The following is a 23,649-nucleotide window of genomic DNA, read 5'->3' as shown; positions in this document are numbered from 1 at the left end:
CTTAAACAATCAGATTACAATGAAAAAGCCTGTTCTAATTCTTGCTGCCCTTTTCCTATTTTGTATTATCACAGCTCATGCTCAGGATGAAATTGAGGTAATTAAAGGTCAGCTTCAGACAACAAACAATAGTATGAGGAGCATGTACATACCCATTAGAAATCTCATCTATGTAGTATGTGGAGTTATTGGCTTGTCAGTCTTACCAGGTAAGTATCAAAAAATGCAATCAGGAGATCCGGACGCAGGAAAAAGTATGTTAAACTGGGGAGGCTCATTAGTATTTGCAGCGGTAGCGGCATATGTTCTTCAACTAATCTTTTTTGGAAATTAATGAAACAAAAAGCAAGGTTAGTCACAGGCTTTACCCTCCCCTACTCTATTCGTCCCTTTTTTATCCTGACAGGCTTTATTCTGTTAAGTTCTTCTGCAAAAGCAGAAAGCTTAGCAGGATATTATTTACGTTTTGTCAGAAATCAAGGAGTTTTTGATACGCTTGTTCTTCTGATCTACGTCGTTTGTGGCATTCTTAGCCTCTATAACCTTGCCTTGGTGTTCCAGAAAATGAATGAAGGAGATGCGCACGGAGAACGTAATGCCAGAACATGGTGTCTGTCCCTTTTAATGATTGCCTGTTGTACCTATTTTCTATCCTTACTGGTTAGGGACTCATACTCAATGTCTCAGATTAATTTTGGAGAGCACCTTCAGAAGACGACAAATAAGGTTAACAGCTCCTATTCAATTATAAGTAAAATGGTATATCTGGTTTGTGGTATAGTAGGGTTAATGGTACTTCCTGGAAAATTCAAAGCTATGCAACAAGGAGATCGCTATGCAGGTAAATCAATTACCAACTGGGGATTGTCACTTGTCGCAGTATGCGTATGTGTTTATATTCTTCATATTGTCTTTTTCAAATAATGTATTCTCAGATGCTGTATACTCAGCCTTTATATACTCAGATTCTATATACTATATACCTGCAAACAGTAGTAGGCCAAACAGTAGTAGGAGAGTTTACCTCCCGCTTTCTACAGCAGGAACGTGCTAATATTGTCCCGTTAATTACGCTGACTTGTTACCTGGCGGCTTTACTAATGCTTGTTAAGCTTGTCCGTATGTTCCAACGAGGTGAAGCGCAGTTCAACTCCCACTTTTATAGATGGGGTATGGGAATTGTTTTTATTACCATCTTCCCTAATATCCTAAGCACAATCCTACTTAGAAAAGGAGTAAATGATGTAGTTATGTCAGCCCCGATTGAACCTGTCAAAACTGAGGGTTCAGGTTATGTAGATGACGCCAAAATTGAAGATCTGATCAATAAAGGGGAAAATGAAAAGAACACACCTAAGCTGCCATCAACAGGTTCAGAGCTGGACGGTACTGTAAACAATCCGAATGCAGATCCCGAGGATTTCGGAATGGATATAGAACCTTAAACTAGGATATAGAACCCTAGATTTGGATATAGAACCCTAAACCAATTGTAACATCATGAATATACCACTATGGGTGAATTACTCAAAATTCAAAACGAGCTTTTGTTTGCATGCAAACTTATTTCATTTATCGCACTCATGATTGCAGGTGGAAAGATTGCCATCAAAATGTATATGGGTGAAGAAGTTGAAGAACGTCTGTTTAATATGGCACAAGGATTTGGTGCCGTATTTGGATTCTCTTATTTGTTAAGCGCATTTTTGAACTAAAAAGACTACAACTAAGACCTATAACTATGGCTGAATTTGAAGTAATACGAGGTGCAGAAAATGAAATAGAATTTCAAGGCCTCCGGGGAAAGTATGTATTTGGACTTCTGATTGGATTAGCCTGTTGCCTGATTTTTGGGCTAATACTTTTTGTTATTCTTCCCTCTTCAACACTTGCAGGAATCATTACAATAGCAGCAGCAGCATCTGTCACATACATCAGCTTTACTTGTAATAAAAAATATGGCAGATGGGGTTTAGAAAGGGAAACAGTCAGAAAGAAACTACCTCACTATGTGATAATGAAAAGACCTGAATCCTTGATTCGAAATAAGAGTAACAATGGTCTTGGAAGCATGAAGGATGTTGTAAGCATCAATGGTTTGGGTAGAAATAAAGTTCAATGATTTCAATCTCATAATCTGACTTTAAAATAGTTATCTCACCTTTTTCTAAAGATAAAATGGCAACTAAAAAACGTAAAATAGAGGAAGTATTTCCCATTATGGCAATAGAAAATGGACTCATTATCAGCAAAAACGGAGATCTGACAGTCCCATTTGAACTGACCATGCCCGAAATCTTTACTCTCTCAAGTAGCGACTACGACAGAATGCATCAGGTATTTTCTTCTGCCTTAAGAGGCTTTGAAGAAAACATGATTATACACAAACAGGATTGGTATTTAGTTGAAAAATACAAGGGAGAAATCAACAAGTATCCTGAGAGTCCAACACTGTTAAGCAAAGGAGATGAGCGCAATTTTCACAACAGGGAGTATGTAACTCATCGATGCTTCCTTTTTATAACACGACCTTTAGAACAGATTCTGAAAAAGAAAAGCAGTCACTCTTTTCTTCTTTCCCCACGTTTAGTGCCTAATCAGTTACTGGATCCTACGTATGTACATAGAATAAAAGAGGTGGCATCACAGTTTGCATACAACCTCGAATCCTCCAAACTTTTTAACCTAAGAAGGCTAACAGATGAAGAGTTAGATTATCAGCTTACTGAAAAAAGTCTTTATCAAAAATACTTTACCCTTGCACCAAGTGAGATGGCCATAAGCGATATAGATCTAGTAGGTGAGCTTAAAGTAAATGGCCAGTATTGCAGCGTCTGTAGCATTGGAGAGTTAGAAGAATTTCCCTCTTCTATTTCAAACTATACCACACTTGAAAAATACCGACTGGGAAATCATACTATCTGGGGAAGTCTGGGTTATCAGGTTGGAATGAGCTTACCATTTAATCATATATACAATCAGATATTTTATATAGACAATTCCCAAAAGATCATTAAAAAATTGGAAGCAGAAGCTAATCGAATGAATAGCTTCTCGATAAATAGTCGTCAAAACGAAAAAAATCTGGAATTTAAACTGTCTTTTATTCAAAAAGCAGTTGAATCAAATGAAAGAGTTATTCGTGTTCATGCCAATGTCCTGACCTGGAGTGGCTCGCATGAGAAAATGCTTAAACAACGTTCAGAAGTAACTGCAGGATTCACTCAAATGGGCTTCACACCACGCAATGCTGTACATGACGCTGCTGTATTGTACTGGTCCTGCATTCCTGGAAACGCAGGCGAAATAGGAAAAGATAATCTGGCTATGTGCTTTTCCAGTGAAGCCGCCTGTATACTAGCCCTGGAAAGTAACTATACAGATAAGCCTTACAATAAAAATGGGGTAAAGTTGGTTGATCGTATGGGCAGGCCTGTATCAGTAGACATTTTTCTTGAACCAAAGGAACTTGGTCTTATTGACAATCGAAATGCACTAGTTGTTGGTCCATCCGGATCTGGTAAATCTTTTCTGGTAAATTTGTTGCTCTATCATCTTCTGGAACAGTCAACTGATATTATTATGGTTGACACCGGAAATAGCTACAAACGTTTGTGTTACCAACTCGGTGGGGTATATGTGAACTTCGACAAAGATAATCCACTTTCTTTTAATCCTTTTTACTTTGATACTAAGACAATGAAGTTAGAGGATATAGTCGAAAGCAAACAGAATATAGTTTCATTATTGCTTGCCCTATGGAAACAGGAAGATGAGCCGGTTTCCAAATCAGAAGAAGTAGGTTTAGAGAACATAATCAATGCTTTCTATGAACACATCGAAAATGCTAACTCTACTATATTCCCTTGCTTTGATAGCTTTTTTGACTTTTTCAGAGAAGTATTTATCCCCCAGGCCAAATCCTTTGAAATAAGAGAGAAAGATATAGACCTTTTGAACTTTGAGTTTGTAATGCGTCGCTTTTATAAGGATGGATATTTAGGGTATTTATTAAATGCAGGTCCTGATAATCAAATAAACAAACTACTGGGCGAGCGCTTTGTAGTATTTGAGATGGATAATATTAAAGATAATCCAACCCTGCATACCGTTACAACAATTGCAATTATGAATTTGTATGTTAGAAAGTTAATGCGTGACAAATCAGTCTTTTCTATGCTTGTTATTGAGGAAGCTTGGCGATTGGTAGCAGATCCAAGATTTGCAAAGTTTCTGAAATGGGTCGCTAAAACTGCTCGTAAACATTTTGGTAGCCTTGTTAGTGTAACACAAGAACCAAGCGATCTTACATCACCTTTAGTACAGGAAGCAATCATTAAAAACAGTGATATTCAGATTTTACTTGACTTTTCCAAATACAAGAAACAATCAGATCTGGTACAACAAATCCTTGGACTTACAGATGAAACAACTGCACTTCTCATGTCAGTAAATCAAGGGTTGGATAAAACACGGGGAAAGTACAAAGAAGCTCTTATTTCATGGAAGGGACATGCAAAAGTGTATGGAGTTGAGGTCGGAAAAGGCTCTTTTGCTACTTATACAACTGATAAAGAAAAAGTAAAAGCAATAGAAAATCTAAAGACTCAACTAGGTAACTATTCAGAAGCCATTGAAGCATATATCAATGGTAACAGTATCAAAGGCAGCAATATCAAAGGCAGCAATATCAAAGGCAGCAGTAACGGTGGTAGATCTATGATCAACTCAGAAGTAGACACAACAATTGACAGATAAGGACAAATCAACTGTTCACATTCTTTAGAAACTGTATATGAAAAATGAAATCTTGCATTTTTACATCTCTAGATCATTGCTTATTCATGCTCTGATTCTACTAACCCTTACCTTCAGCATAGGTCTATATTCATGCTCAGATGAAAAATCGACAAAAAATGATTCCATACTTATAAATCCAGTGGCAAACCCTGCTATTGATATTGATGAAAGACAAAAAAAGCCACTACTGGAGGGTGGGGAAAAATTCAAGGGAGAGTTTATTGCTGGATTCGATCCGGATTTGAAAACTGTCATCCGGACTGATCCTGATAAACCAGGATTACTTGCTGTAAGTTTATTTGCTAACACAAATACTGACGGCGCTGTCTATTATTGGTATGATCCATCGAAAGATGTTTTATCAAGTAAGAAAGTAGATGGTCAAAAAAAGTTTTCTATCCTCAGCCTCGATCAGACAGGAAGCACTTTAACAGAAATTTATTACGATTGGGAAAAAAACACATCTGACACAACTGTTTACAACCGAAAATAAATAGGAAAACTTAACAGGGAAAACCTACTACGGGAAATTCTACTTTGGGAAAGACACATGGAAACAACAATTTATGACTCGATTAATAATTCTTTCAAAGCGGCTTATGAAGCTTCAGAAAGTTTTCTTCAGTTAGGCGCATTTCAGACTGCTGCCAAGGCAATAGGAATGATTGGAGCAACAGTTTATATTTTTACAAGAATCTGGGGGCCGCTAATGAATGGAGAACCTATAAACTTTTTTCCTTTGATGCGTCCATTTGTTCTTTTGATTGCAATTATTTTTAGCTCTCAGATTGGAAGTACTTTAGATAAAATTGCAAGAGAAATTAATAGTAAATCAATGCTCGATGGACAAATGGCTGCCTCACGGGCAAGCATTGATAATGCTCTGATAGTACGTGAAAAACGATATTTACTGCTCGTTCAGGCAAGAGAGAAAGTACAGGCAGATCGATATCTGAATGCTTTCAAAAATGAAGATGGTTCAGTTAATAATGGAGCGGTATTGAATCCTATTGGAGCCCTCGGCGGTGTTTTTATGAGTAATATGTGGGAAGACGCTATTGATGCTATCCAGGAGGCGGCCGTAAAATTTATGGTAACTATTTTTGATGGTGCTGGGCTGATAGGATATTTTCTGATCACTTTGCTCTCTTTATTTTTGACAAATACCTTAAAGTTTGTTGCACCTTTGGCATTTGCGTTTGCTATTTATGATGGATATTCCAACAATGCAGCAGAATGGTTTGGCAAATACATCAATGCAATGCTGATGTTATTGATTTGTAAAGCCTATACCATCTTTACCTATCATTTACAATTACCCTTTATCAAAAATTCTCTTGAATGGGAAACAGGTCAGACGGGTATGTATATAGTTGTAATCTTTGTTTCCATTGTAGGCTATTTTTATGTTCCAACTATGGCCAATATGGCTTTATCTGTTGGTGGTGTAGGACCAACTGCATCAACTGCCGGTCAAAGAGTTATTGCACTTAAAAACCTTGGAGCAAACACATTACAAGGCGGACTGAGGGGCTTACAGGGAGCGGGTCGAATAATAACGTCTCCTTTTAGAAAAAGCAAAAAATCAGCTTAACCAATTTATGTTCAGTAGTTAATATGTTCAGTAGTTAATCAAATTCAATTTATATGGAGTCACTACAATCACTTCGAAATCTTGAAACGGCTTTCCAAAAGACGAAGTACAATTCGATAATCTTTGTTATTGCCTGTACCCTTATTGTTCTTGTTGTGGTATATTATTCATTCACATATGTACAATCCAATGCTACGAAGGTGTATGCTGTTGCAGCCAAGAATGGAGCCGTTGTAGAATTGCACGCAAGTTCGGTTTCTGATCATAGAGAAGCAGAAGCAAAACACCACATCCGTTTTTATCATGATCTAATGTTCAATGTAGTTCCTGATCCAAAATCAATTCAATACAATAAAAGAAGAGCAGAATATCTGGGAGACAAAAGCATTCTTCTTCCTTTTGAACTTTATACTGAGAAAAACTTTTACAACCAACTGATTGGTAATAACATGCTGCAAAGCTTTAAAGAAGACAGCCTTGTTATCAATATGAATTCTTCTCCTTACAAAGCTATCATGTATGGAAAGGTCAAGATTACACGTGCCTCCTCTGTTTTAACAAATATTCTAGTTACATCCTGTGATTTGGTAGATCTGGTCTCAGGTCAGCAAACTGGTCGTACAGAGGAAAATCCTAATGGTTTCTTTATGCAAAACTTTAGCATTCTGGAAAGTAAGAAGTTCTCAAGTGAGGTTAAATAAATGTTTTTTTGCTTAGAAAGTAGTTGTAAAGAAACTACTTTCACAATCTAAAAGTAGTCGTAAAACGACTACCCCAATGTGTCTATCTGTCTTCCGACTTTTAGAAATAGTACTCACTAAATCCTAAAATTTATGTACAAACACATTTCAACTACCTTAACAGATCACAGAAGATCTAAACATGCAAGAGCACAGCGTGTAAGAGAACAGCGAACAAGGTCAGAGCAGGCAAAAGCTTCGCCTAAAATGCGTGGAACAAAAGCACAAGGAATAATGGGGCATAGAAAGCACTGGCGTAAAGTCATGTTAATCTTTCTTTTTTCCTGGATCAGCAGTGCCGGGTTTTCACAAATGGTTGTAGCTGATTTTTACAATTCAATTATCAACACCATTAGTCAAACCATCCAGGCTGCTTCAAAGATTATCAATAGTGAAGCATTTAAACAAGCAACCAAAGTTGTTGAAAAGCTGAAAGAAGTACATAATGGTGTACAGCAATTCAGACGTATTCAGGAAACGGCAGAGTTTATTCAGACCTCTGTTGACATTTACAAAAAATCCTTGAATGTCATAGCAGAAGATAAACATTTTAGTCCTTCTGAAGTGGCAAGCTTCTATTCTACTCTTAATAAACTTGCTCAACAGGACTCAAAGCTACTTAAAGACTTAAGTTCTGGTATTAAAGCAAATTTGGTTGAAATGAATAGTTCGGAAAGGATGCAGTTCATCATGAAAATTCATTCTGATGCAGCTGCATCTTCGGCTCGGCTGAAAGCTTTTGTATCCGGAATTGAATATATGTCCTTAAAAAGATGTCGTACAACCAATGATCGGCTTAAGACCATGAGTTTGTATGCGGTGTCCCGAAATACAAACGGGTCCGGATCTGCAGCACAAATTGATTTTGGTGAATATAGCTCCCAAGGACCTGACTTATCAAAATTAGATGAACAGGCACGTAATGAAGCGGATGCATTAACTGAAAAAGAACAGGCCTGGCTTACTGATCCAAACAATCCGAAGGCAAAACAAACTGCAATACAGAATCTGGTTAATGATCCAATGCCTCAAAAGCCAAATCCCAAAGATCCCAAAATAATGTTTTATCAAGATCTGCTAGAGGCATGGACTAAAGAACATGAACAGGATCTAAAAATTCTGGGAACTCAGAAAGCATACTTTGTAATGGAGACTCCCCCTGGCCTGTCAGAACAGGAATGGATGACTGTACTTCTCAATAAACTGGATAACGGTCAATTGTAAGCAAGTTTATTATCAGTATTAAACAACGTATTGTATGCCAGACGAAAAAAGTTTTATTCATCAACAGTCATCCCAACACCAGTCACCTCCATCTGAGATAGCATCTGTATCTGAAATGGCATCGGTATCTGAGAGGACAACTCCATTTTCCAGAAAGATTAATGACTGCATTACCTATCTAACCAGGAAAATGGCTACAGCATTGGAAGAATGGCAGAATAGAGTAAGCATACGAACACGGAATATCTGGGTACTATCTCTGTTGGGGATAGTACTTCTTTACGCCTTAATCACATTAGTTTCATTATTTGTATAATCACTTTGTATAATTACTATGCAAGAAAGCAAAGGACTCTCAACTCTAGTCACAAAGGCCCTGAATCTTCCTCAGTCAAGTGTTATTGCAATGGTTGCCATTGCCGCAATAGGAATTTCAACTGGATTTATTTCCTATAATTCTGAAGCTGAACAACTCCAGGCCAGCAACACTTTAGATGCACAGCTTCCGGAGATCCCTAAAGATCAGATTAAAGCAAATAAGTATGATAACGCAAATCTGAGTACGGATAAAGCAACTGATTCTACCTTTTTCTCTCAAACTTATGGGTCTCTGGAAGAAAAGCAAAAAAAAGAAAATGCAGCTAAACAATTTGGTATTGCATCAAATGAAGATCTGTCAATAGAAGAGATTGCCAGAAAAAACGGTGTGAGAGAACCTGTCTGGCAAAACCGGGAAGATGTACGCAAATATTACAGCCAGCAGTTAGACCAAACCAATAATCAAAACAAACACACCATCAGCCAGATTACAAAACCTGCTGCTTTATCTGCTCATGATATCGCCGAACGCAGGTCACGAGATGAAGCACTGGAAAGAGCTGCCAGAATGGAACAGATGGCAGTAAGTCAAATGGAAAACCTTAACCGTGAGCAGCAAAGATCAGAACCATATTCGCTCGATGCATATTCGCTAGATCCAGATTCAGATATGTCAGCAAATACATCAGAAAGTGAGCGTTCCACTTATGCTCACAAATCTGGTACTGCTCATGGATCTATAGCAATCACTCCTGTTACCGTGGCAAATCTGGATAAATATGTTGAGGTTCCAAAAGAAACCGCTCATCAAAACTCATTTTATGGTCTGAAAGGTGAACGCAAAAAACCTGAAATGGTCGCAGCTCAACCTGTCCCTAATTCAATTGAGGCTGTTATTCATGGAGATGCAGATAATGTAACAGTAACAAATGGGTCTACAATAAAATTAAGGTTACTTCAAGACATACAGGTAGGAAAATTCATCCTGCCAAAAAATTCAATTTTAAGTGGAGAGTGTGGTATTAGTGGAGAACGTGTTCATGTAATGATTTCTTCTATCCGAATTCAAAGCAGTATTATTCCTGTCAAATTAATGGCATATGATATAGACGGTCATGCGGGTATTTATGTACCTAATATGGCAGTCAAACAACAGATTGCACAAACAGGATCACAAACTGTAAGTGGAGGATCGATAAATATGCCCTACATGGTTCCCACTGGTGCCAATGTTGGAGAAATGGTGGTTGGACAAACAGCCTCTCAGGGAGTGAATTTGGCCATAAATGGAGCAAGGTCACTTGCTTCCCGCAAAATCAGCCAGCAAAAAGCAATTATACGGCCTAACTACCGCATTTATCTCAAACAAGAACAAAATTAACCCCTATGGAACAGCACATGATTTTTTTCCAAATGATGACTCAGGATCAGAGTAATGCAGCTCAAAGTATTGAAAATCAGGATTTCCAATTGCAACAAAGCTTAACAAAGCTTTCTTCAAAGCTAGCCTATACAAAGTTTGTTTACTCAAAGTTGATTTACTCGGGACTGCTATATTCAGCACTTTCACTTGGTGTTTTGACATTACCCCTATCAGCTCAGATTCACTCAGCTCAGATAAGTCAAGCTCAAATTCACTCAGTTCAAATAAGTCAGGGTCATAACCCACAGGCCTCCTCTAAGGGATCAAAGTCTAATGGTACTAAGGACTTAGGTAACAAAGATGTACTTAGTAAAGACAAAACAAATGTAGGAAAAGTATCGGCTTCAACAGTTAGTACAACAGCAGAGAAGTATGGCACAGCAGAAAAGCTTTTTGAGCAGAAGGCTCCCAAGTCTCCCTATATTTTACCCATTGCTGATAAGGCAATCCGGGCATCCTATCCGTTGGAAACTTGTTATGATAAAACTACTCATATCATTTTTCCTTCCAAGATTTTATATGTAGACATTGGTTCCTCAGCTGTGGTAGCAGATAAAGCAGAACCTTCTGAAAATGTACTTCGTGTTAAAGCAAATACTAAAGGATTTGAGCAAACTACACTTGTTGTTATTACCGAAGAAGGAAAATACTACCCCTTTCTTGTGGATTATAATCCATCTCCATTGCAACTCAATATAAGCATTGCCGGAAACGTAGAGAAGGACGCTCAATATGCACAGGAAACAGGAATCATACGCTCAATAACGCCAGAAGGAGTTACGCTTGCAGATAATATTCTTTCATCTGAAGAGCTCAAAGACTTGTCCAAGAAGGTGATCTATAATAGGCGTTTTGTACATAATGTAGGAGTAATGAAGATGCGTATGTCTTTTCTACTCACTGGAGTTTATGTACATGAAAAGACGATGTTTTTACAGGTATTCTTTGAGAACCGATCAGATATTGATTACGAAATTGACTTCTTCAAATTCTTTCTTAAAGATCGTGATGTTACCAAACGAATGGCTTATCAGGAATTCGAACTACCAACATTTCATCAGTATCCCACTGTACCAACTACTATTCCTCACCAGGGAAAGCGATCACTTGTGTTTGCTTTACCTATGGTAACCTATGGAGAAGAAAAGATATTGGAAATTCAGGTGTATGAAAACAAGGGAGGTCGGCATCTCAGATTTGAAATTGATTCAGATGTCATCATCAGGGCAAAAGGTTTATAAACCACACTATAACACTGTACTAAGATGATTATAAAATATATAGGGACACTTATGCTTATTAGCGGGATGACATTCTTAGCTAAGGCTCAAATTCACCAGCCACGACAACGCTTTGTAGAGATAGCCACAGGACTATTAGATGGCACACAACTCCGGAAGACGGATAATACAGGGTATTGGGCAAAAATTAGTTTTGGAAAATATGGGCGAAAAGAAGGGATCTGGCAGGCAGGAGTATCTACACAAATGAAATTTTATGCCTTCAACAGCGATGGCTTGGAGAATGAGCTGATTCGGGTTGATCAATACCTTCTGGAAGGCACATTTGCTCCAAAAGGATTTAAAACGCTGGATCGAATTCTTTATATAAATCCTGCCTTCACTGTTTTGGGAGGATATGAGAGGGCGAATGCCGGCAGTAAAGGAAATATAGAAATCAAGGAGAATCTGAATAAAATGATTATAGGTATTGCAGGTGGTTTAATGGGTGAAATTAACCTTTCTTACCGGGTGGCTTTGGTACTTTATGGAAAGGCAAATTATCTGCCTTCCAGCAAAGTTCAGAACTTTCATTTTGTGTATGGTCTTGGTTTTCGCTTTAACTACTTCAAACAATGAAAATACAACATCTGAGTACCCCTCAAATATGTGTACTGCAAACCATTTTTAGGTATCTAATAGTTGTGATACTAGTGGCAAGTTGTCAGAAAAAACTAGAAGTCAATCCGGTAGATCAGAACACAGCTGTTCCTGAATTTAATTTTCTGGCCAGAGTAGTTGAATCCTCCACTAAAGACACATTATATGCAGAAATTTATGTTAAGCAACTTGACTTTCAGGCTCCAAAAGAAAATTACAAGCTTATTGTCACTTTTCCCCAAGGCCTGGATGGATCGGTTTTCTATGGTAATGAGGAGTTTCGTTCTGGAGACTGGATTGAAATTTCGTATCAGCAATTGAATGAATATACGACCTTATTAAAGGTAGTACCATTTAAACCAAAGGCAGGAACATATACTGTGAACATGGTATGCTCTGATCGTCTGAATAAGTATAAGTCAACATCTATTTCCATCACTATACCCTGAACGATCATATGCACAGCCCGATAAATCTGATACAAACCTTTTCCCGACCGAATTTACAATCGGATAAACCTGTTCACTTTAGCATAAAGTCCTATACACAGTGTATATCAATTATCAGACAGGAATTAATAAACATTGTTAATGCGAATCAGACGCTACAAAAATGGGCGATGGTAAATGGACTTACATACTCGAGAGTTATCTGTGTTATGGATGGTACTATTCAGAATCACTATAATGCAGACTTAATTAGACAACTATTGGTAAAGATTGGATATGAGGTGATTGCTCAACACAGGTTGCTTAAAAATACAGAAGCCTTATATCTTTTAAAAAAGCAATCAACACACTAAAAATCCATGGGAAGATTACTATCTCACTTGAAAAGAAATTAAAGATCAGATCAGGGCGCAAACATATGTAGTATGATCTAAAAATAAACAAATGCGACCTGATTGGTTAAAAGCCTGGATTTCTGATCCAGGCCTTTTTTATAACAGGCCTGGATCAGAAAGCTGATTTATAGAACTATGTTTGATCTATAATATTCGTAATCACATTTCTGATTTATCAACAATTTTGTCCATATTGATCTTATAAATACCAGGGATTTGTACTTCATAATGATGAATTTTAAAATAATAAAGGTTCTATAACTGATAAGCCTGATCAATGATCAGGCTTCTGTCCTTTGATCTGGTTAATGTTCACTTGTTAACATGCAAACCTGACTAGTTACAAAGAACTTTATTTCATCCAATGGAAAGTCAGTGTATTCAATAACCTGACTAGCAACAATGTTACCATTCCCATCATCACATGTTATGATACCACCAATTCCCTCCTTTTTAAAATACCAGACCTGAAAAGGTTCTTTTCTGACCTTTTGCTCAAATTGATAAGAAGCAATTAGGTCAAAAATCCAGTATGCTCTCCCCTTTTTTGCCACAAAAAGACACCCATCCGTTAAATTTATGCCAAAATATTTATGGTAATATTCTGTACCAGTAAATTGGTCTAATTCATTTAGAGTCAGTTTGGATACCTGCGTTTCTTGCTCAATTGACGATTGATTTTCCATACAAAAGAAAGTTAAAAGTGAGAAACTGCTGTATTGACGGTGAGAGGCGTAAATACAGCGTTTAGTTTGTTAAGCGTTCGTCTGTTCCCCTACATTCAGTTACTTGCCTAACCTGTTTCTAACTATCGTGTTATAGAAGGCTGGCTTTCAATTTTTCAGGGCAATGTTGAGTTTATCCTGCCTTGCAGACCTGCGGCAGTCTAGTACCCGTGTGAGAGGTAATCTTGCGACCTACCAGCGTGTCAGAATACCCTTACGCAGTAGCTAATTTCAGTAAGTAAAGAACGCTGCCTTGCTTGGCAAAAGAGGGATGAGAGGGGGTGTTTCTGTGTTTCTCTCTCATTATCTTATATGTAAATATACACTAAAAGTTTCAAATATGAAACTTTTGAAACAACTTTTTTACTCTTTTTTTTTAAACTTTTTCTTCAAAGAAAACTCGCCAAAAGCTTGTATAACAGTGCAGAATCCCCATTTTTCTTCCCTCTGGTTTTTTTGTATTCTATTTGGTTCTCTCTCTGGTTATTTCCTTTATAGAGCCTGTGTATGAATTGTACTCTATGCATTATCTAATATTGCTTAGATTAGAATTCTATTGTCTGTTTTAGAACTCTAATCCCTTCTTGAATTATTGCAGTCGAATAGGATTAACCATGAAGGTAGAAAGGTTAATAAATGCTCCGTGGTAAGAAATCCTTACTTCTCTAAACATTTTCCACAGTAAGGCAATACCAAATTGTGCTAGTGTTGAATTAATTAGCAAATCTTGTTTGGATAGTGCTTCTGCCAAAGAGCAGCTTGGCCCCTGTTGAACATCATCATCTGCGTTTATTAAATCCGGAAACATATCAGTCACAGTTGGCAATGTTTCATAGAGTTTATTTACGGATTTGGGTTGTTGAATGGGACGTACTGTACCTAATATTACTTGTCCTGTTGAATGGCTGTTTCCATAGTCCATCCAGTAAAAGGGCTTGTAAAAACTGTTATGAAATACAGTCATTGAATCAGTATATATTTTGCTAATTTCCAATCTGGCTTTTGCCGTATCAACACAGGTGATGAGTATATTACTTGGGGATATGTGGTTAGCACTCACATACTTTTTGGTATAATTCACCGGAATTGCCTCCCATGACAAACCGTAGAAACGGTTAATTCTTGAAATAAGCAGTATTGCTTTATTAAATCCAAGGTCAGAAGGAGAAAATAATTGTCTTCCTACATTGGCCTCTGAGACAATATCTGCATCATACGCTATCACATGCAGGCCAGGATGCCCAAGTTTTACCATTGCCAGATGCATTCTGGCTAAACCACTGAGAACCTGACTCCCTGTTCCTCCAACTCCAATAAGTGTCACACTGACTTTATGAGTAGGGTTAAGTAAATAATTGTCTATATAATGCATACACAAAGACTTGGTTTTATAGTGTTTCGATTAGTTGTTTTATGGTCTTTATTGGATGAGGAAGCAATTCTTCGACAGGAAACTTAGCACCGTTAGAAATCAAATCTTTCCAAAGAAGATTTATATTTGTTTTTGTAGGAGATGAATTAACAAGCAGGTTTGAGAACTCGGAGCCAAAAAATATTTTCTGCCATTGGGTTAAGACATTTTCATATTCTCCCTCTACATTTTCAATTTTGGCATTACCCAGGCAAACCTTTCCATCTTTATATATATTATGAAATGGTGCTATATAAAGTTTGGTCCGAAGGTTTACTATATCCCCTCGAAATGCGAAAACAGAGAGAGTTTTGTTTTTGGCCACGAATACTAATCCTGGACAAAATGCCTGTCCATTGGGAATTGCTAAATTACTCGTAAAGAAGAGAGGGTTTCTTTGAGGCTTTAAAAACCATACAAATGTAGAATTTCCATATTGCGTGTCAACATAAATCAGGTTATTGGGCAGAAGTTGCTTGCAGGTAAATTTTAATTGATTATCAGTGGAGAACTGTTTGGCAATCTGCATAATGGTTTCTTTCTGTAATGGTTTTCCCTCTGATAGAAAAGATTTATTATCCTGATCAAAGTATATAGTATGGCTTTCCAGATAATATTTGTTTTCATTCTGGTATAGTATAATTGCTTGTCTGGGAGCAAATGGAGATTCTAAATCAAGGCTTATCATGATCTATTTTAAAAGTTGAGATGTATTTCGAAATTTCAGAGAAAAGGGAATTTCCTTTTTCAAAAAAATCATATAAATGATTGGGAAAGTCAGGAGGTGATTGAGTTAAATCAGCAAGGTTTTTAATTGGCTTTGACCACACTAAGGGAATTGCACCATATTCAGCGTAGTTTTCATTCATACTATCAAATACTGCATTCATGGTATGTCCTTCATCTACCCAAACGAATCTCAGATATTGATGAGGTAGGATGGGATATTCTTCAGCTTCACCATCTGTAATACAATGACTAAAATTCAATAAGGAATAGGAAGAATCAAAGAGTTCAAGCCCCAATTTAATCCAATCAATCAGACCTTTTTCAAAGTCTGAAACGGGTTTAAATTTTTCTACCTGTGTTGTGACTACAGACAGGGATAAACTGGATTTTTGAATTATTTCTCTATACACATGTGCATCCCCTTCTCTATATAAAGCAATCTCCTCCTTTAATTCCTGTATATAATCCTTTGGAAAATCCTCGCCATAATCTTGCTCATCTACCTGTGATTCAAGGTATCCAAGAGCATAATCTTCATCCTCATCCCAGAGTTGAATTCCTTTTACTTTATTCAGATGATGAACAAACCCAATCAGTATATCATGCAGAGGATAACTCTTTAATGAAGGGAGAAACCATAAAGGAAGGCCACAAAAGATAGTTTCATGCTGGTAATAGTGAATACGCCTTACCAAATCGTAGTTATCATGTCTGTCTTCATATCTGGGAATGCCTATACTTTCATTTTTAGGTAATAAAATTGAAAGCTGATTAAGGAGCCACGTTAGCACTTCTGCGGGAGAAGTGCTAGGTAACCAATCCTGTCTATCCATAAAAGTGGTATACCCACTTAAATAGGTATACAAATCTGAAATTAACTTTGCAGGGTTAGTTAAGCTTTGTTTAAGTAATACTTCTAACTTGCTTTTAGGTAGAACAGAAACATTTACAGGAGTAAATCCAGTGTTATGGATGAGGCTAGGAACCTCTGGTCTTTCTCTACCCCCAAACGATGACTTTCCATGCTTTCGGTTTGGAAAATTGAGCCGATTAACTGATGGAACTCTTTGTAACTTTCCGGATCTCTGATGTTGTGATTTATTTCGCACTTTTGAATCTCGCTGTTGCATAGTATATCCTGTATAAATTGTCGTGTATTCATAGCTTTAGCCCTTAACTCCTACAGTGGTTTTAAATTCATATAAAAGTTCCTTCTCTTTTACCTCTGGGCCGTAAACTGTTGCTGTTGTGAGTTCACTATACATATTTGCATAAAAACTCATTACTTCTTCAGGAGAAAAGGACGAATTAGGGTCGTTTAACTCAATTACATTCCCGTTCTTCTTCAGTTGAAATTTGCGAGTCAGTGTTTGTGTTAGTAGTATCATCTTTTTGTGTGTTTGAGTATGATAGATTAGTTATAGATGAATCAAGGACAGAGGTATCAGGTGTAGAGCTGTCTGTCGAAGATGTATCTGGTGTAGTGGAATCGGATAAAGAGGTATCAAACAAACCGGGTATAGCCTTTGCAATTTTAATAGGTTCTATTTTTTTTGTGTCCTTGTTATTTTTATTCTGAGTTTCTTCTAATTTCTTCTTCATTGCCTGTTCAAAGGGCTTTATCGAAGCGATTACAGATCGGGTTAGCTGCATAGAATCTTCTATTTTAAAAAAAAATTGTTCATCCATCATATCAACCGGACCTATCATAGTTAAGGGGGTGAAAGAGGTAGTACTCTCTGGATTACTCATTTTGGGCAAAAGCAATATGGTCAATTCATGCCCCTTCAAGCGCAGGGAAATAGTCAGATCAAAGTCCTTCAGATAAGGTGTTATAGTTTTAAAAAAGTCCATAATGAAATTGGTTAATGAAAAGAATGGAAAATAAAAAACCCTCATTTATATGAGGGTTTAATGGAATTAATTAATAGAGAAGTACTTAAAAACTATTTATACTTAATGGTTGGCTTGACTTCTTCATTATTGCGGTCCAGAACTTTAAAATCCTGATCTAAAGTTTTGATCCCCTTTATTTCTGCATAAGGTACATTCCATGTCCATCCTGCTAAATCCAACCAATTTATAACAGTCACTGACTTTGTATTTAAGGATTTAAGAGGATACCATTTTGATTTATAGAAGATATGGCTTACTCGTTGCAGCTTTAAATTCTCTTTAGTATACTTTATTCCACCCATTGCTATAAGTTTATCAGTATAGAAAGTTAATTTGTCATTCTGCTCGGCTATTCTTTCCAGATAAATTCTCTTGTTATTTTCAGAGGTAGAGTTACTTAAGTTTTGTTCCTGCTTACGAATATTTGCTTTACACTCTTCAATTCTACGATTAAGGAAAGCAGGGTTATTAAGTTGTTCCTGACTGGCTGTATACGTTGCAGCTTTCGCTTTCTGCTGATAATAGTCCGCCCTTTCACTGGTTTTTACGGCATTTCCAAGCATAGTCCAAGACCTGTTTAAAAGGTTTCGGTGTGCTTTTTCGCTATGATGACCTACTAATATAGGTTGTCCTACTGGAATGCAGGATACCATGTTATGAGAGTTTGCAAAAAGCTGATTTGACTGATTTTCTAAATGAATTGCTCGATTTTTGAATCTTTCGGCTTGGCTGGCTGCTTTCTGTGAAGCCAGTTCTACTTTTTCTCCAAAACTAATCTTTTCTCCTTCTGTTCCTTTATAAATTAAGCCAATACTATTGGCTATCTCTTCAACCCAAGAAGTATTTTGAGAGGATTTACTAATCCATGCGGCTTTACTGGAAGAGAACAGAAAATAAGATTTTATCTTCTTTCTGGCTTCTGTGGATAATGCTTTATATTCACTCTTTGAGAAATAAAGTTCAATTTTTCCACTTTCAAGGTTTTTTATATAATATCCTGATTGCTGTGAACCTGTTTGCATAAATGTATTGGAAGGGAGAAAGTTTGTAAATGATGAAATGAATCGGCTTTGGTATTTTTCCAGCTATGCATAGCTGGAAAAATACTTAGGCTTTCCGTCCCATCTGCTGGCGTAGATTCCATCTACCTTAATAGATTCAAAAACTCTATCACCATCACATTTACTTTTCCAGTATCCTTTTACTATTTTACCTTGATTGCTATCAAGCGCAATTGCCTTACCACACATATCACCTGTATATGTATTTTCCCTTGGCAGTCGCATAGCCTCAAAGAATTTCTTTCCCATTTTAGTGACTTTATAAAAGTCAATATTGGTCTGCTCATACCCATAGCTAGTATAAAGTACAGTTCCAACTTCGAGCATTCCCGCACATGTATCAATTAAAAACGGAATTTGATTATAAGTAGCTTTGTCAGCAAGTATCTGCTGAACTTGATTTACAATTTCCATACAAAAGAAAGTTAAACGTGAGAGATAGCTGTATTGACGGTGAGAGGCGTAAATACAGCGTTTAGTTTGTTAAGCGTTCGTCTGTTCCCCTACATTCAGTTACTTGCCTTGCCTGTTTTAACTATCGTGTTATAGAAGGCTGGCTTTCAATTTTTCAGGGCAATGTTGAGTTTATCCTGCCTTGCAGACCTGCGGCAGTCTAGTACCCGTGTGAGAGGTAATCTTGCGACCTACCAGCGTGTCAGAATACCCTTACGCAGTAGCTAATTTCAGTAAGTAAAGAACGCTGCCTTGCTTGGCAAAAGAGGGATGAGAGGGGGTGTTTCTGTGTTTCTCTCTCATTATCTTATATGTAAATATACACTAAAAGTTTCAAATATGAAACTTTTGAAACAACTTTTTTACTCTTTTTTTTAAACTTTTTCTTCAAAGAAAACTCGCCAAAAGCTTGCATAACAACGCAGAACCCCCATTTTTCTTCCCTTTGGTATTTTGTATTCTCTTTGGTTCTATCTCTGGTTTATTTCTCTATGGTTTAGTATGCAAGGAATTGTCAGTGAAAAGAATATCCTTGTATAAAGCGAAAAACAACTTTTTACATTTGTGTTATGGTCTATTTTGATAACAATGTGACAAATCGTATTGAACTACAGCTTCTATAGAACCATCTCATGTTTTAATGTCTATGGGTTTGAATGAATCTGAGGCGTTTTCTTGTTTGTGTTTAAGTTTAGGCAGATTTAATACACAATAAGAAGTTCAGAAAGTGTATAAGATTTATACACAGTTACAAGACATTTAAGAACAATGGGCAGATAAGAATTGTTGAAAAATATGTTAAATCAGTTATAATCTATGCTGGACATGTATGTATTAACAAAAAGTAAACTTGTAACTATATCTTTTTAAAATCAAGAATTGAATACATGCCTAATCAACTCACCATACATATTAGTCAGTACTTAGATGACCAGGAAATCAATTTGATTATCGAATCTTCTGAGCATTTAAGTCTTATCTTTCAACTAGATGAGATTAGAATGAGCAAACTATGTATAGTGCTTCCACAAGTAAGCAGGAAAAAGGGATATGCCCTTGGTCAGTTAGATCTGAGTATATTCATACGTCACAGTCAGAAAACAGACTTAGGTCAAATGGAACTTTATCATGTAACAGATTTTATTCGTCAAAAAGTAAATTTGGGTCCGCTATTATTTGCAGTAGAAAAGATTAGTGGTGTTAAGGTGAGAGAAACAGCCGACTTAATTAAACTACAAATACATTACTTACAACGAGCAGAAAATATTAACTTACCTTTCACATCTTCACATATGCAAGGTTTCTAAGTCTGTTATTTTCAATAATCAACTTACTCAAAATCAATATTTTATCTTTAAATCCATCTTTCTCTCTTCTTCTGTTTAAAGCAGATTCCTTTTCTACTTTATTTTCGATATGCAGTGATTCGTATTACTGGTATATTTTTTTCCATTAACAGCTCTTTAAATTTTAAGTATAATTTATTTCTATACTACAAGTGTTAAAAGTAGTCGTCAAACAACTACCTTTAACACTTATAAAGTAGTTGAAGTACAACTACAATTCTAACGAAAAAGTAGTTGCATAGCAACTACTTACTATATAATAAATATGAAACGCAATATAACATCACTTGCTTCTCTTGTTTTTACAGTATGTCTAACGCTAACAGCTTGCGATCAAGCTACAGAATCAATTCCTAAACCACTTGGAGAAATACCTTCTAATGGAATTATGCGATTGGGAGAAAAACTAGTCATTCCATTTACAATAGAAAATGTAAGGAAGGCTTATAAAAAACTCAAATCGGAAAACCGATTAGTACATAAAGGTCAGGTTGAAATCAACGCTACCCATTTGTATATTCGACTGAAGCCAAAAACAGAAAAGCAGCTCGAAACCATTTTAGCAGATTCCAATCAGACAATATTTGATTATCCATTAGATTATCAGATTTTATCATATGGAAAATATATTGCTCCTAAAACACCATCAAATATATTGTCCTATCAGTATACCATTATTTCTGTTGATCAGATCAGCTCAACATATCCTGCTATTGAATATGACATTTTAGAAGAGTTATTTCTCCCTTATGAGCCAAAAATGATAGATATAGATCAGAAGACTACAGTTTACCCAGCTGTAGAGTATGACTTCCTTACAGATCAATATCCAGCACATGAATATGACTTTGTTCCAAATTCAGAGAATGAACAATCAAATAGATCTTCAAGAGATATTTACTCATCAGTTCAAAAAAGAGCCTTGAGAACTGGAACTATAACTTTAGCTGAAGACCAATTATCAACTGAATTTTTGAATGAGTTAATAGAGGAAGCACGAAGACTCGTCTCTAATCCAATCATTTCTAATAAAGACACAATAAATAAGCCTTCTGGAGCTCAAATAAGATACTAGTAAATGATTTCCTCCTATAAAAATGGTCCGTAGGGAAGAAAAAAATAAAAACGACCTGACTTGGATGGAAAATCCTGGTAAAAAAATCAGGTTTTTTGTAAATGGTTATTCGGTGATAAACTAAGTTAAGATAGTAAAGAGTTAAGTAAAGTCCTTGTCAGGTAGTTCTGTCAAGGACTTTTGGTTTTGAGTTATGATACTATACAATCGGTCATTAAAATGATCTATCTTATTAGGTTCATTTACTTTTTACCTCCACCTAAACCAGCTCCCAGACGAAACACCCAGGGAGAATTATAAAGCTGTTTGTTAAACTCGTTTTTGTTGTAATTAAAGTTATAGAGCACTGTAATCTGAAAAAACGATTTGCCCCCCGTATTCATGTTTAATGACAATCCAGCCAGAGGGTTCACTACCCAGTCACGTCTTTTGTCTTCTCTGTCATCAAAATAAGGGTAATTCAACGCCTCGGTTTCGGCCTGTAAAAACAATGGCTTATAGAGCCTTCTGGCTACAAATACTCTTCCTCCATACACATGCATAGGACCGGGTTTGCTACTACTGGGTTTGCTACTCACCAACGGAGAAACCAACCCTTCTTTGTTATAAATATAGGTAGGACCCAGGCCTGTCACCAGGTTATCTGTAAATTTATAACCCAACAGGGGAGAGGCATTGATCAGCAGCGGTTTGATCTGAAAGCTGACATTGCCAGCAAATACCCACGGACTTTCTTTCTTTCCGGCCTCGTGTCTGCGAGTATATAATGAGTCAGAAGGTGTCTGAGCTTTTATTTCCAAAGCTACTCCTACTACAAAGAGTGAGACCAGATAAGATAGTTTCAATAGAATAGTGCAATCATAGAGTTGTCTCATAGTGTATGAAGCATGATGTATTATCAGAGTGTGTGGTCTTATATATATTCTTTTGTATTACCTTAAAACTTCCAGCCAACCTGTTCTGGATCGGAAGCCTGTTTTGGCTAAGTGGTAATAATATATCCCGGCTGGCAAGCCTTCTGCTGACCAGTCCTGCTGATAATTTCTGGACTGATAGACCAGCTTTCCCCACCTGTTATATACCTGCAGCTGCCAGTTTTCCTTGCCTATTCCTTCAAAGCGAAATACTTCATTGTCCTTGTCGCCATTGGGGGTAATCACATTGGGAACACGGAAGGTTTCTTCGCATTCGGTAAAGTTAACCTGAATACTATCCTGATACACCACACATCCATCTGAGGCTTTGACCCAGTAGGTTCCTGGCTGGGAGATCAGCAGACTATCTGCCCATGAGCCATCAGACCACTGATAGACAAACTGTTCACGAGTCGTATCCTGTCCAATAATGCCGTCACTCTCCATAGTATGAAAACTGGGTCTGAGCGTGTAGGTACGTGAGTAGCAGACCAGTGTATCTTTCCCCAAAAGGTTTGCCCTCTCCTGTTGGTGAATATTATCCAGAAAGATACCGCCATGATAAAACGGCATTTGGGCAAAATAACAATCAAAAGCCAGCGAGAAATAAGCCGTTTGTCTGGGTGTAAACTGTACTTTATAGGTGCGCCATTCCCGGTGCTCAATTACCGGAGACGTCCATAACAGTTCAGTAGGTGTGCAGCCGTTGGTGCCTTCTGTTGCCCACAGCCGGAATATAGCCGGTGAAAGAATCGAGCTGCTCCCTGAACTCGGACCCGGAAAGCACAGGTCGATAAAAAAACAATAGGTACTATCTCGTTTTAATACAGGTCCATAAAAAGGTGAACCTGGTTCAACGGGTTTGAGAGGCAGTGACTGAAAAACCGACTCATAGCTGCCCAGTGGAAATACTTCAGTTTCTCCCCGACAGACTAACCCCAGATAGGTTTTCCCATCAGAGGCTGTTTGCGTATTGCCATTCCAGATCGGTTGTATATCCGGAGTTGAGGTCCAATCACAGCTTCTCCAGGGGAAAGGTGGGTAATCACGCTGGGGGGCCCCTTCAAAAGAAGGATTGGTAATCTCCACCCAGTGATATGGCATTGTCTGATAGGGTGCTGTCTGGGCAAAGACAGGCACTGCACCCAGACAAAAGCCTAGATTGAATACTACTAGCAGGAATACAACCCTTACCACCCTAAAACAATGCCTCATG

At 37.2% G+C, this 23,649-nt stretch carries 28 protein-coding genes; 18 read left to right on the top strand and 10 right to left on the bottom strand.

The features are described 5' to 3' along the window. The first annotated feature begins 19 nt into the window (after nucleotides 1-19). From QNI15_RS20425 to QNI15_RS20350, 16 genes are all read left to right on the top strand, one after another. The gene (locus QNI15_RS20425; protein ID WP_314033246.1) at nucleotides 20-334 is read left to right on the top strand and encodes a DUF4134 family protein; all 315 of its coding nucleotides are present in this window, start codon (nucleotides 20-22) and stop codon (nucleotides 332-334) included. Continuing rightward, a complete protein-coding gene (locus tag QNI15_RS20420) occupies nucleotides 334-924 on the top strand; it encodes a DUF4134 family protein (RefSeq protein WP_314033245.1) in 591 nt (196 codons plus the stop codon). Before QNI15_RS20425 ends, QNI15_RS20420 begins: the two co-directional genes overlap by 1 nt. Before the next feature lie 11 nt (nucleotides 925-935). Then, on the top strand, nucleotides 936-1,445 hold the full coding sequence (locus QNI15_RS20415; RefSeq protein ID WP_314033244.1) for a hypothetical protein: 510 nt from the start codon (nucleotides 936-938) through the stop codon (nucleotides 1,443-1,445). Nucleotides 1,446-1,514: 69 nt separating this feature from the next. Next, nucleotides 1,515-1,715 carry a hypothetical protein gene (locus tag QNI15_RS20410; RefSeq protein ID WP_314033243.1) on the top strand — a complete coding sequence of 67 codons (201 nt, stop codon included), beginning with the start codon at nucleotides 1,515-1,517 and terminating at the stop codon, nucleotides 1,713-1,715. A gap of 26 nt (nucleotides 1,716-1,741) precedes the next feature. Further along, a complete protein-coding gene (locus QNI15_RS20405) occupies nucleotides 1,742-2,122 on the top strand; it encodes a DUF4133 domain-containing protein (RefSeq protein ID WP_314033242.1) in 381 nt (126 codons plus the stop codon). Nucleotides 2,123-2,178: 56 nt separating this feature from the next. After that, entirely contained in the window at nucleotides 2,179-4,758 is a 2,580-nt protein-coding gene (locus QNI15_RS20400; RefSeq protein WP_314033241.1) for a TraG family conjugative transposon ATPase, read from the top strand. 37 nt (nucleotides 4,759-4,795) lie between these two features. Continuing rightward, complete coding sequence (locus QNI15_RS20395) at nucleotides 4,796-5,293, top strand: hypothetical protein (protein WP_314033240.1); 498 nt, start codon at nucleotides 4,796-4,798, stop codon at nucleotides 5,291-5,293. 57 nt (nucleotides 5,294-5,350) lie between these two features. Next, entirely contained in the window at nucleotides 5,351-6,394 is a 1,044-nt protein-coding gene (locus QNI15_RS20390) for a hypothetical protein (protein ID WP_314033239.1), read from the top strand. Nucleotides 6,395-6,447: 53 nt separating this feature from the next. Then, the gene (gene traK, locus QNI15_RS20385) at nucleotides 6,448-7,095 is read left to right on the top strand and encodes a conjugative transposon protein TraK (protein ID WP_314033238.1); all 648 of its coding nucleotides are present in this window, start codon (nucleotides 6,448-6,450) and stop codon (nucleotides 7,093-7,095) included. A 132-nt stretch (nucleotides 7,096-7,227) separates the two neighbouring features. Further along, nucleotides 7,228-8,358 carry a hypothetical protein gene (locus QNI15_RS20380; protein WP_314033237.1) on the top strand — a complete coding sequence of 377 codons (1,131 nt, stop codon included), beginning with the start codon at nucleotides 7,228-7,230 and terminating at the stop codon, nucleotides 8,356-8,358. A 34-nt stretch (nucleotides 8,359-8,392) separates the two neighbouring features. After that, entirely contained in the window at nucleotides 8,393-8,674 is a 282-nt protein-coding gene (locus tag QNI15_RS20375; RefSeq protein WP_314033236.1) for a hypothetical protein, read from the top strand. Nucleotides 8,675-8,692: 18 nt separating this feature from the next. Then, entirely contained in the window at nucleotides 8,693-10,057 is a 1,365-nt protein-coding gene (gene traM, locus QNI15_RS20370) for a conjugative transposon protein TraM (RefSeq protein WP_314033235.1), read from the top strand. Nucleotides 10,058-10,074: 17 nt separating this feature from the next. After that, nucleotides 10,075-11,340 (top strand): conjugative transposon protein TraN, encoded by a 1,266-nt coding sequence (traN, locus tag QNI15_RS20365; protein ID WP_314033234.1) that lies wholly within the window; start codon nucleotides 10,075-10,077, stop codon nucleotides 11,338-11,340. Nucleotides 11,341-11,364: 24 nt separating this feature from the next. Next, on the top strand, nucleotides 11,365-11,958 hold the full coding sequence (locus QNI15_RS20360; RefSeq protein WP_314033233.1) for a conjugal transfer protein TraO: 594 nt from the start codon (nucleotides 11,365-11,367) through the stop codon (nucleotides 11,956-11,958). After that, nucleotides 11,955-12,428: a hypothetical protein gene (locus QNI15_RS20355; RefSeq protein ID WP_314033232.1), complete on the top strand. Its 474-nt coding sequence runs from the start codon at nucleotides 11,955-11,957 to the stop codon at nucleotides 12,426-12,428. The genes QNI15_RS20360 and QNI15_RS20355 overlap by 4 nt, the downstream gene beginning before the upstream one ends. A gap of 8 nt (nucleotides 12,429-12,436) precedes the next feature. After that, nucleotides 12,437-12,781 (top strand): hypothetical protein, encoded by a 345-nt coding sequence (locus QNI15_RS20350; protein WP_314033231.1) that lies wholly within the window; start codon nucleotides 12,437-12,439, stop codon nucleotides 12,779-12,781. 347 nt (nucleotides 12,782-13,128) lie between these two features. On the opposite strand, the gene QNI15_RS20345 is transcribed toward QNI15_RS20350, so the two are convergent. From QNI15_RS20345 to QNI15_RS20310, 8 genes are all read right to left on the bottom strand, one after another. Continuing rightward, the gene (locus tag QNI15_RS20345) at nucleotides 13,129-13,509 is read right to left on the bottom strand and encodes a DUF6876 family protein (protein WP_314033230.1); all 381 of its coding nucleotides are present in this window, start codon (nucleotides 13,507-13,509) and stop codon (nucleotides 13,129-13,131) included. A 628-nt stretch (nucleotides 13,510-14,137) separates the two neighbouring features. Continuing rightward, the gene (locus QNI15_RS20340; RefSeq protein WP_314033229.1) at nucleotides 14,138-14,920 is read right to left on the bottom strand and encodes a PRTRC system ThiF family protein; all 783 of its coding nucleotides are present in this window, start codon (nucleotides 14,918-14,920) and stop codon (nucleotides 14,138-14,140) included. A gap of 16 nt (nucleotides 14,921-14,936) precedes the next feature. Then, the gene (locus QNI15_RS20335) at nucleotides 14,937-15,647 is read right to left on the bottom strand and encodes a hypothetical protein (protein ID WP_314033228.1); all 711 of its coding nucleotides are present in this window, start codon (nucleotides 15,645-15,647) and stop codon (nucleotides 14,937-14,939) included. Beyond that, the gene (locus tag QNI15_RS20330; protein ID WP_314033227.1) at nucleotides 15,634-16,818 is read right to left on the bottom strand and encodes a hypothetical protein; all 1,185 of its coding nucleotides are present in this window, start codon (nucleotides 16,816-16,818) and stop codon (nucleotides 15,634-15,636) included. Before QNI15_RS20330 ends, QNI15_RS20335 begins: the two co-directional genes overlap by 14 nt. 36 nt (nucleotides 16,819-16,854) lie before the next feature. Then, nucleotides 16,855-17,076: a PRTRC system protein C gene (locus QNI15_RS20325; RefSeq protein ID WP_314033226.1), complete on the bottom strand. Its 222-nt coding sequence runs from the start codon at nucleotides 17,074-17,076 to the stop codon at nucleotides 16,855-16,857. Next, nucleotides 17,012-17,542 (bottom strand): hypothetical protein, encoded by a 531-nt coding sequence (locus QNI15_RS20320; RefSeq protein WP_314033225.1) that lies wholly within the window; start codon nucleotides 17,540-17,542, stop codon nucleotides 17,012-17,014. Before QNI15_RS20320 ends, QNI15_RS20325 begins: the two co-directional genes overlap by 65 nt. 92 nt (nucleotides 17,543-17,634) lie before the next feature. Then, on the bottom strand, nucleotides 17,635-18,606 hold the full coding sequence (locus QNI15_RS20315) for a DUF3560 domain-containing protein (protein WP_314033224.1): 972 nt from the start codon (nucleotides 18,604-18,606) through the stop codon (nucleotides 17,635-17,637). A 63-nt stretch (nucleotides 18,607-18,669) separates the two neighbouring features. Then, on the bottom strand, nucleotides 18,670-19,059 hold the full coding sequence (locus QNI15_RS20310; protein ID WP_314033223.1) for a hypothetical protein: 390 nt from the start codon (nucleotides 19,057-19,059) through the stop codon (nucleotides 18,670-18,672). 926 nt (nucleotides 19,060-19,985) lie between these two features. On the opposite strand from QNI15_RS20310, the gene QNI15_RS20305 reads away from it, so the two are divergent. Together QNI15_RS20305 and QNI15_RS20300 are read left to right on the top strand one after the other, a co-directional pair. Beyond that, nucleotides 19,986-20,405, top strand: a complete 420-nt coding sequence (locus QNI15_RS20305; protein ID WP_314033222.1) for a hypothetical protein — start codon at nucleotides 19,986-19,988, stop codon at nucleotides 20,403-20,405. 304 nt (nucleotides 20,406-20,709) lie between these two features. After that, nucleotides 20,710-21,519: a hypothetical protein gene (locus QNI15_RS20300; protein WP_314033221.1), complete on the top strand. Its 810-nt coding sequence runs from the start codon at nucleotides 20,710-20,712 to the stop codon at nucleotides 21,517-21,519. 242 nt (nucleotides 21,520-21,761) lie between these two features. Here QNI15_RS20300 and QNI15_RS20295 read toward each other — a convergent pair whose 3' ends face one another. Continuing rightward, entirely contained in the window at nucleotides 21,762-22,394 is a 633-nt protein-coding gene (locus QNI15_RS20295; protein WP_314033220.1) for a hypothetical protein, read from the bottom strand. Nucleotides 22,395-22,451: 57 nt separating this feature from the next. Next, nucleotides 22,452-23,648: a gliding motility-associated C-terminal domain-containing protein gene (locus tag QNI15_RS20290; RefSeq protein WP_314033219.1), complete on the bottom strand. Its 1,197-nt coding sequence runs from the start codon at nucleotides 23,646-23,648 to the stop codon at nucleotides 22,452-22,454. Nucleotide 23,649 lies beyond the last annotated feature (1 nt).

This window comes from Xanthocytophaga flava (genome assembly GCF_030068545.1).
Lineage (GTDB): Bacteria > Bacteroidota > Bacteroidia > Cytophagales > 172606-1 > Xanthocytophaga > Xanthocytophaga flava.
The sequence above is the reverse complement of the archived record's forward strand: the minus strand, read 5'-3'. Positions and strand labels throughout refer to the sequence as shown.

Coding starts and splice junctions, on each gene's coding strand:
- QNI15_RS20405 (WP_314033242.1), top strand. CDS start 1,742: ATGGCTGAATTTGAAGTAATACGAGGTGCAGAAAATGAAATAGAATTT.
- QNI15_RS20360 (WP_314033233.1), top strand. CDS start 11,365: ATGATTATAAAATATATAGGGACACTTATGCTTATTAGCGGGATGACA.
- traN (WP_314033234.1), top strand. CDS start 10,075: ATGATTTTTTTCCAAATGATGACTCAGGATCAGAGTAATGCAGCTCAA.
- QNI15_RS20335 (WP_314033228.1), bottom strand. CDS start 15,647: ATGATAAGCCTTGATTTAGAATCTCCATTTGCTCCCAGACAAGCAATT.
- QNI15_RS20380 (WP_314033237.1), top strand. CDS start 7,228: ATGTACAAACACATTTCAACTACCTTAACAGATCACAGAAGATCTAAA.
- QNI15_RS20420 (WP_314033245.1), top strand. CDS start 334: ATGAAACAAAAAGCAAGGTTAGTCACAGGCTTTACCCTCCCCTACTCT.
- QNI15_RS20325 (WP_314033226.1), bottom strand. CDS start 17,076: ATGATACTACTAACACAAACACTGACTCGCAAATTTCAACTGAAGAAG.
- QNI15_RS20395 (WP_314033240.1), top strand. CDS start 4,796: ATGAAAAATGAAATCTTGCATTTTTACATCTCTAGATCATTGCTTATT.
- QNI15_RS20330 (WP_314033227.1), bottom strand. CDS start 16,818: ATGCAACAGCGAGATTCAAAAGTGCGAAATAAATCACAACATCAGAGA.
- traM (WP_314033235.1), top strand. CDS start 8,693: ATGCAAGAAAGCAAAGGACTCTCAACTCTAGTCACAAAGGCCCTGAAT.
- QNI15_RS20415 (WP_314033244.1), top strand. CDS start 936: ATGCTGTATACTCAGCCTTTATATACTCAGATTCTATATACTATATAC.
- QNI15_RS20295 (WP_314033220.1), bottom strand. CDS start 22,394: ATGAGACAACTCTATGATTGCACTATTCTATTGAAACTATCTTATCTG.
- QNI15_RS20305 (WP_314033222.1), top strand. CDS start 19,986: ATGCCTAATCAACTCACCATACATATTAGTCAGTACTTAGATGACCAG.
- QNI15_RS20400 (WP_314033241.1), top strand. CDS start 2,179: ATGGCAACTAAAAAACGTAAAATAGAGGAAGTATTTCCCATTATGGCA.
- QNI15_RS20290 (WP_314033219.1), bottom strand. CDS start 23,648: ATGAGGCATTGTTTTAGGGTGGTAAGGGTTGTATTCCTGCTAGTAGTA.
- QNI15_RS20375 (WP_314033236.1), top strand. CDS start 8,393: ATGCCAGACGAAAAAAGTTTTATTCATCAACAGTCATCCCAACACCAG.
- QNI15_RS20310 (WP_314033223.1), bottom strand. CDS start 19,059: ATGGAAATTGTAAATCAAGTTCAGCAGATACTTGCTGACAAAGCTACT.
- QNI15_RS20345 (WP_314033230.1), bottom strand. CDS start 13,509: ATGGAAAATCAATCGTCAATTGAGCAAGAAACGCAGGTATCCAAACTG.
- QNI15_RS20355 (WP_314033232.1), top strand. CDS start 11,955: ATGAAAATACAACATCTGAGTACCCCTCAAATATGTGTACTGCAAACC.
- QNI15_RS20315 (WP_314033224.1), bottom strand. CDS start 18,606: ATGCAAACAGGTTCACAGCAATCAGGATATTATATAAAAAACCTTGAA.
- QNI15_RS20390 (WP_314033239.1), top strand. CDS start 5,351: ATGGAAACAACAATTTATGACTCGATTAATAATTCTTTCAAAGCGGCT.
- QNI15_RS20300 (WP_314033221.1), top strand. CDS start 20,710: ATGAAACGCAATATAACATCACTTGCTTCTCTTGTTTTTACAGTATGT.
- QNI15_RS20425 (WP_314033246.1), top strand. CDS start 20: ATGAAAAAGCCTGTTCTAATTCTTGCTGCCCTTTTCCTATTTTGTATT.
- QNI15_RS20340 (WP_314033229.1), bottom strand. CDS start 14,920: ATGCATTATATAGACAATTATTTACTTAACCCTACTCATAAAGTCAGT.
- QNI15_RS20320 (WP_314033225.1), bottom strand. CDS start 17,542: ATGGACTTTTTTAAAACTATAACACCTTATCTGAAGGACTTTGATCTG.
- traK (WP_314033238.1), top strand. CDS start 6,448: ATGGAGTCACTACAATCACTTCGAAATCTTGAAACGGCTTTCCAAAAG.
- QNI15_RS20410 (WP_314033243.1), top strand. CDS start 1,515: ATGGGTGAATTACTCAAAATTCAAAACGAGCTTTTGTTTGCATGCAAA.
- QNI15_RS20350 (WP_314033231.1), top strand. CDS start 12,437: ATGCACAGCCCGATAAATCTGATACAAACCTTTTCCCGACCGAATTTA.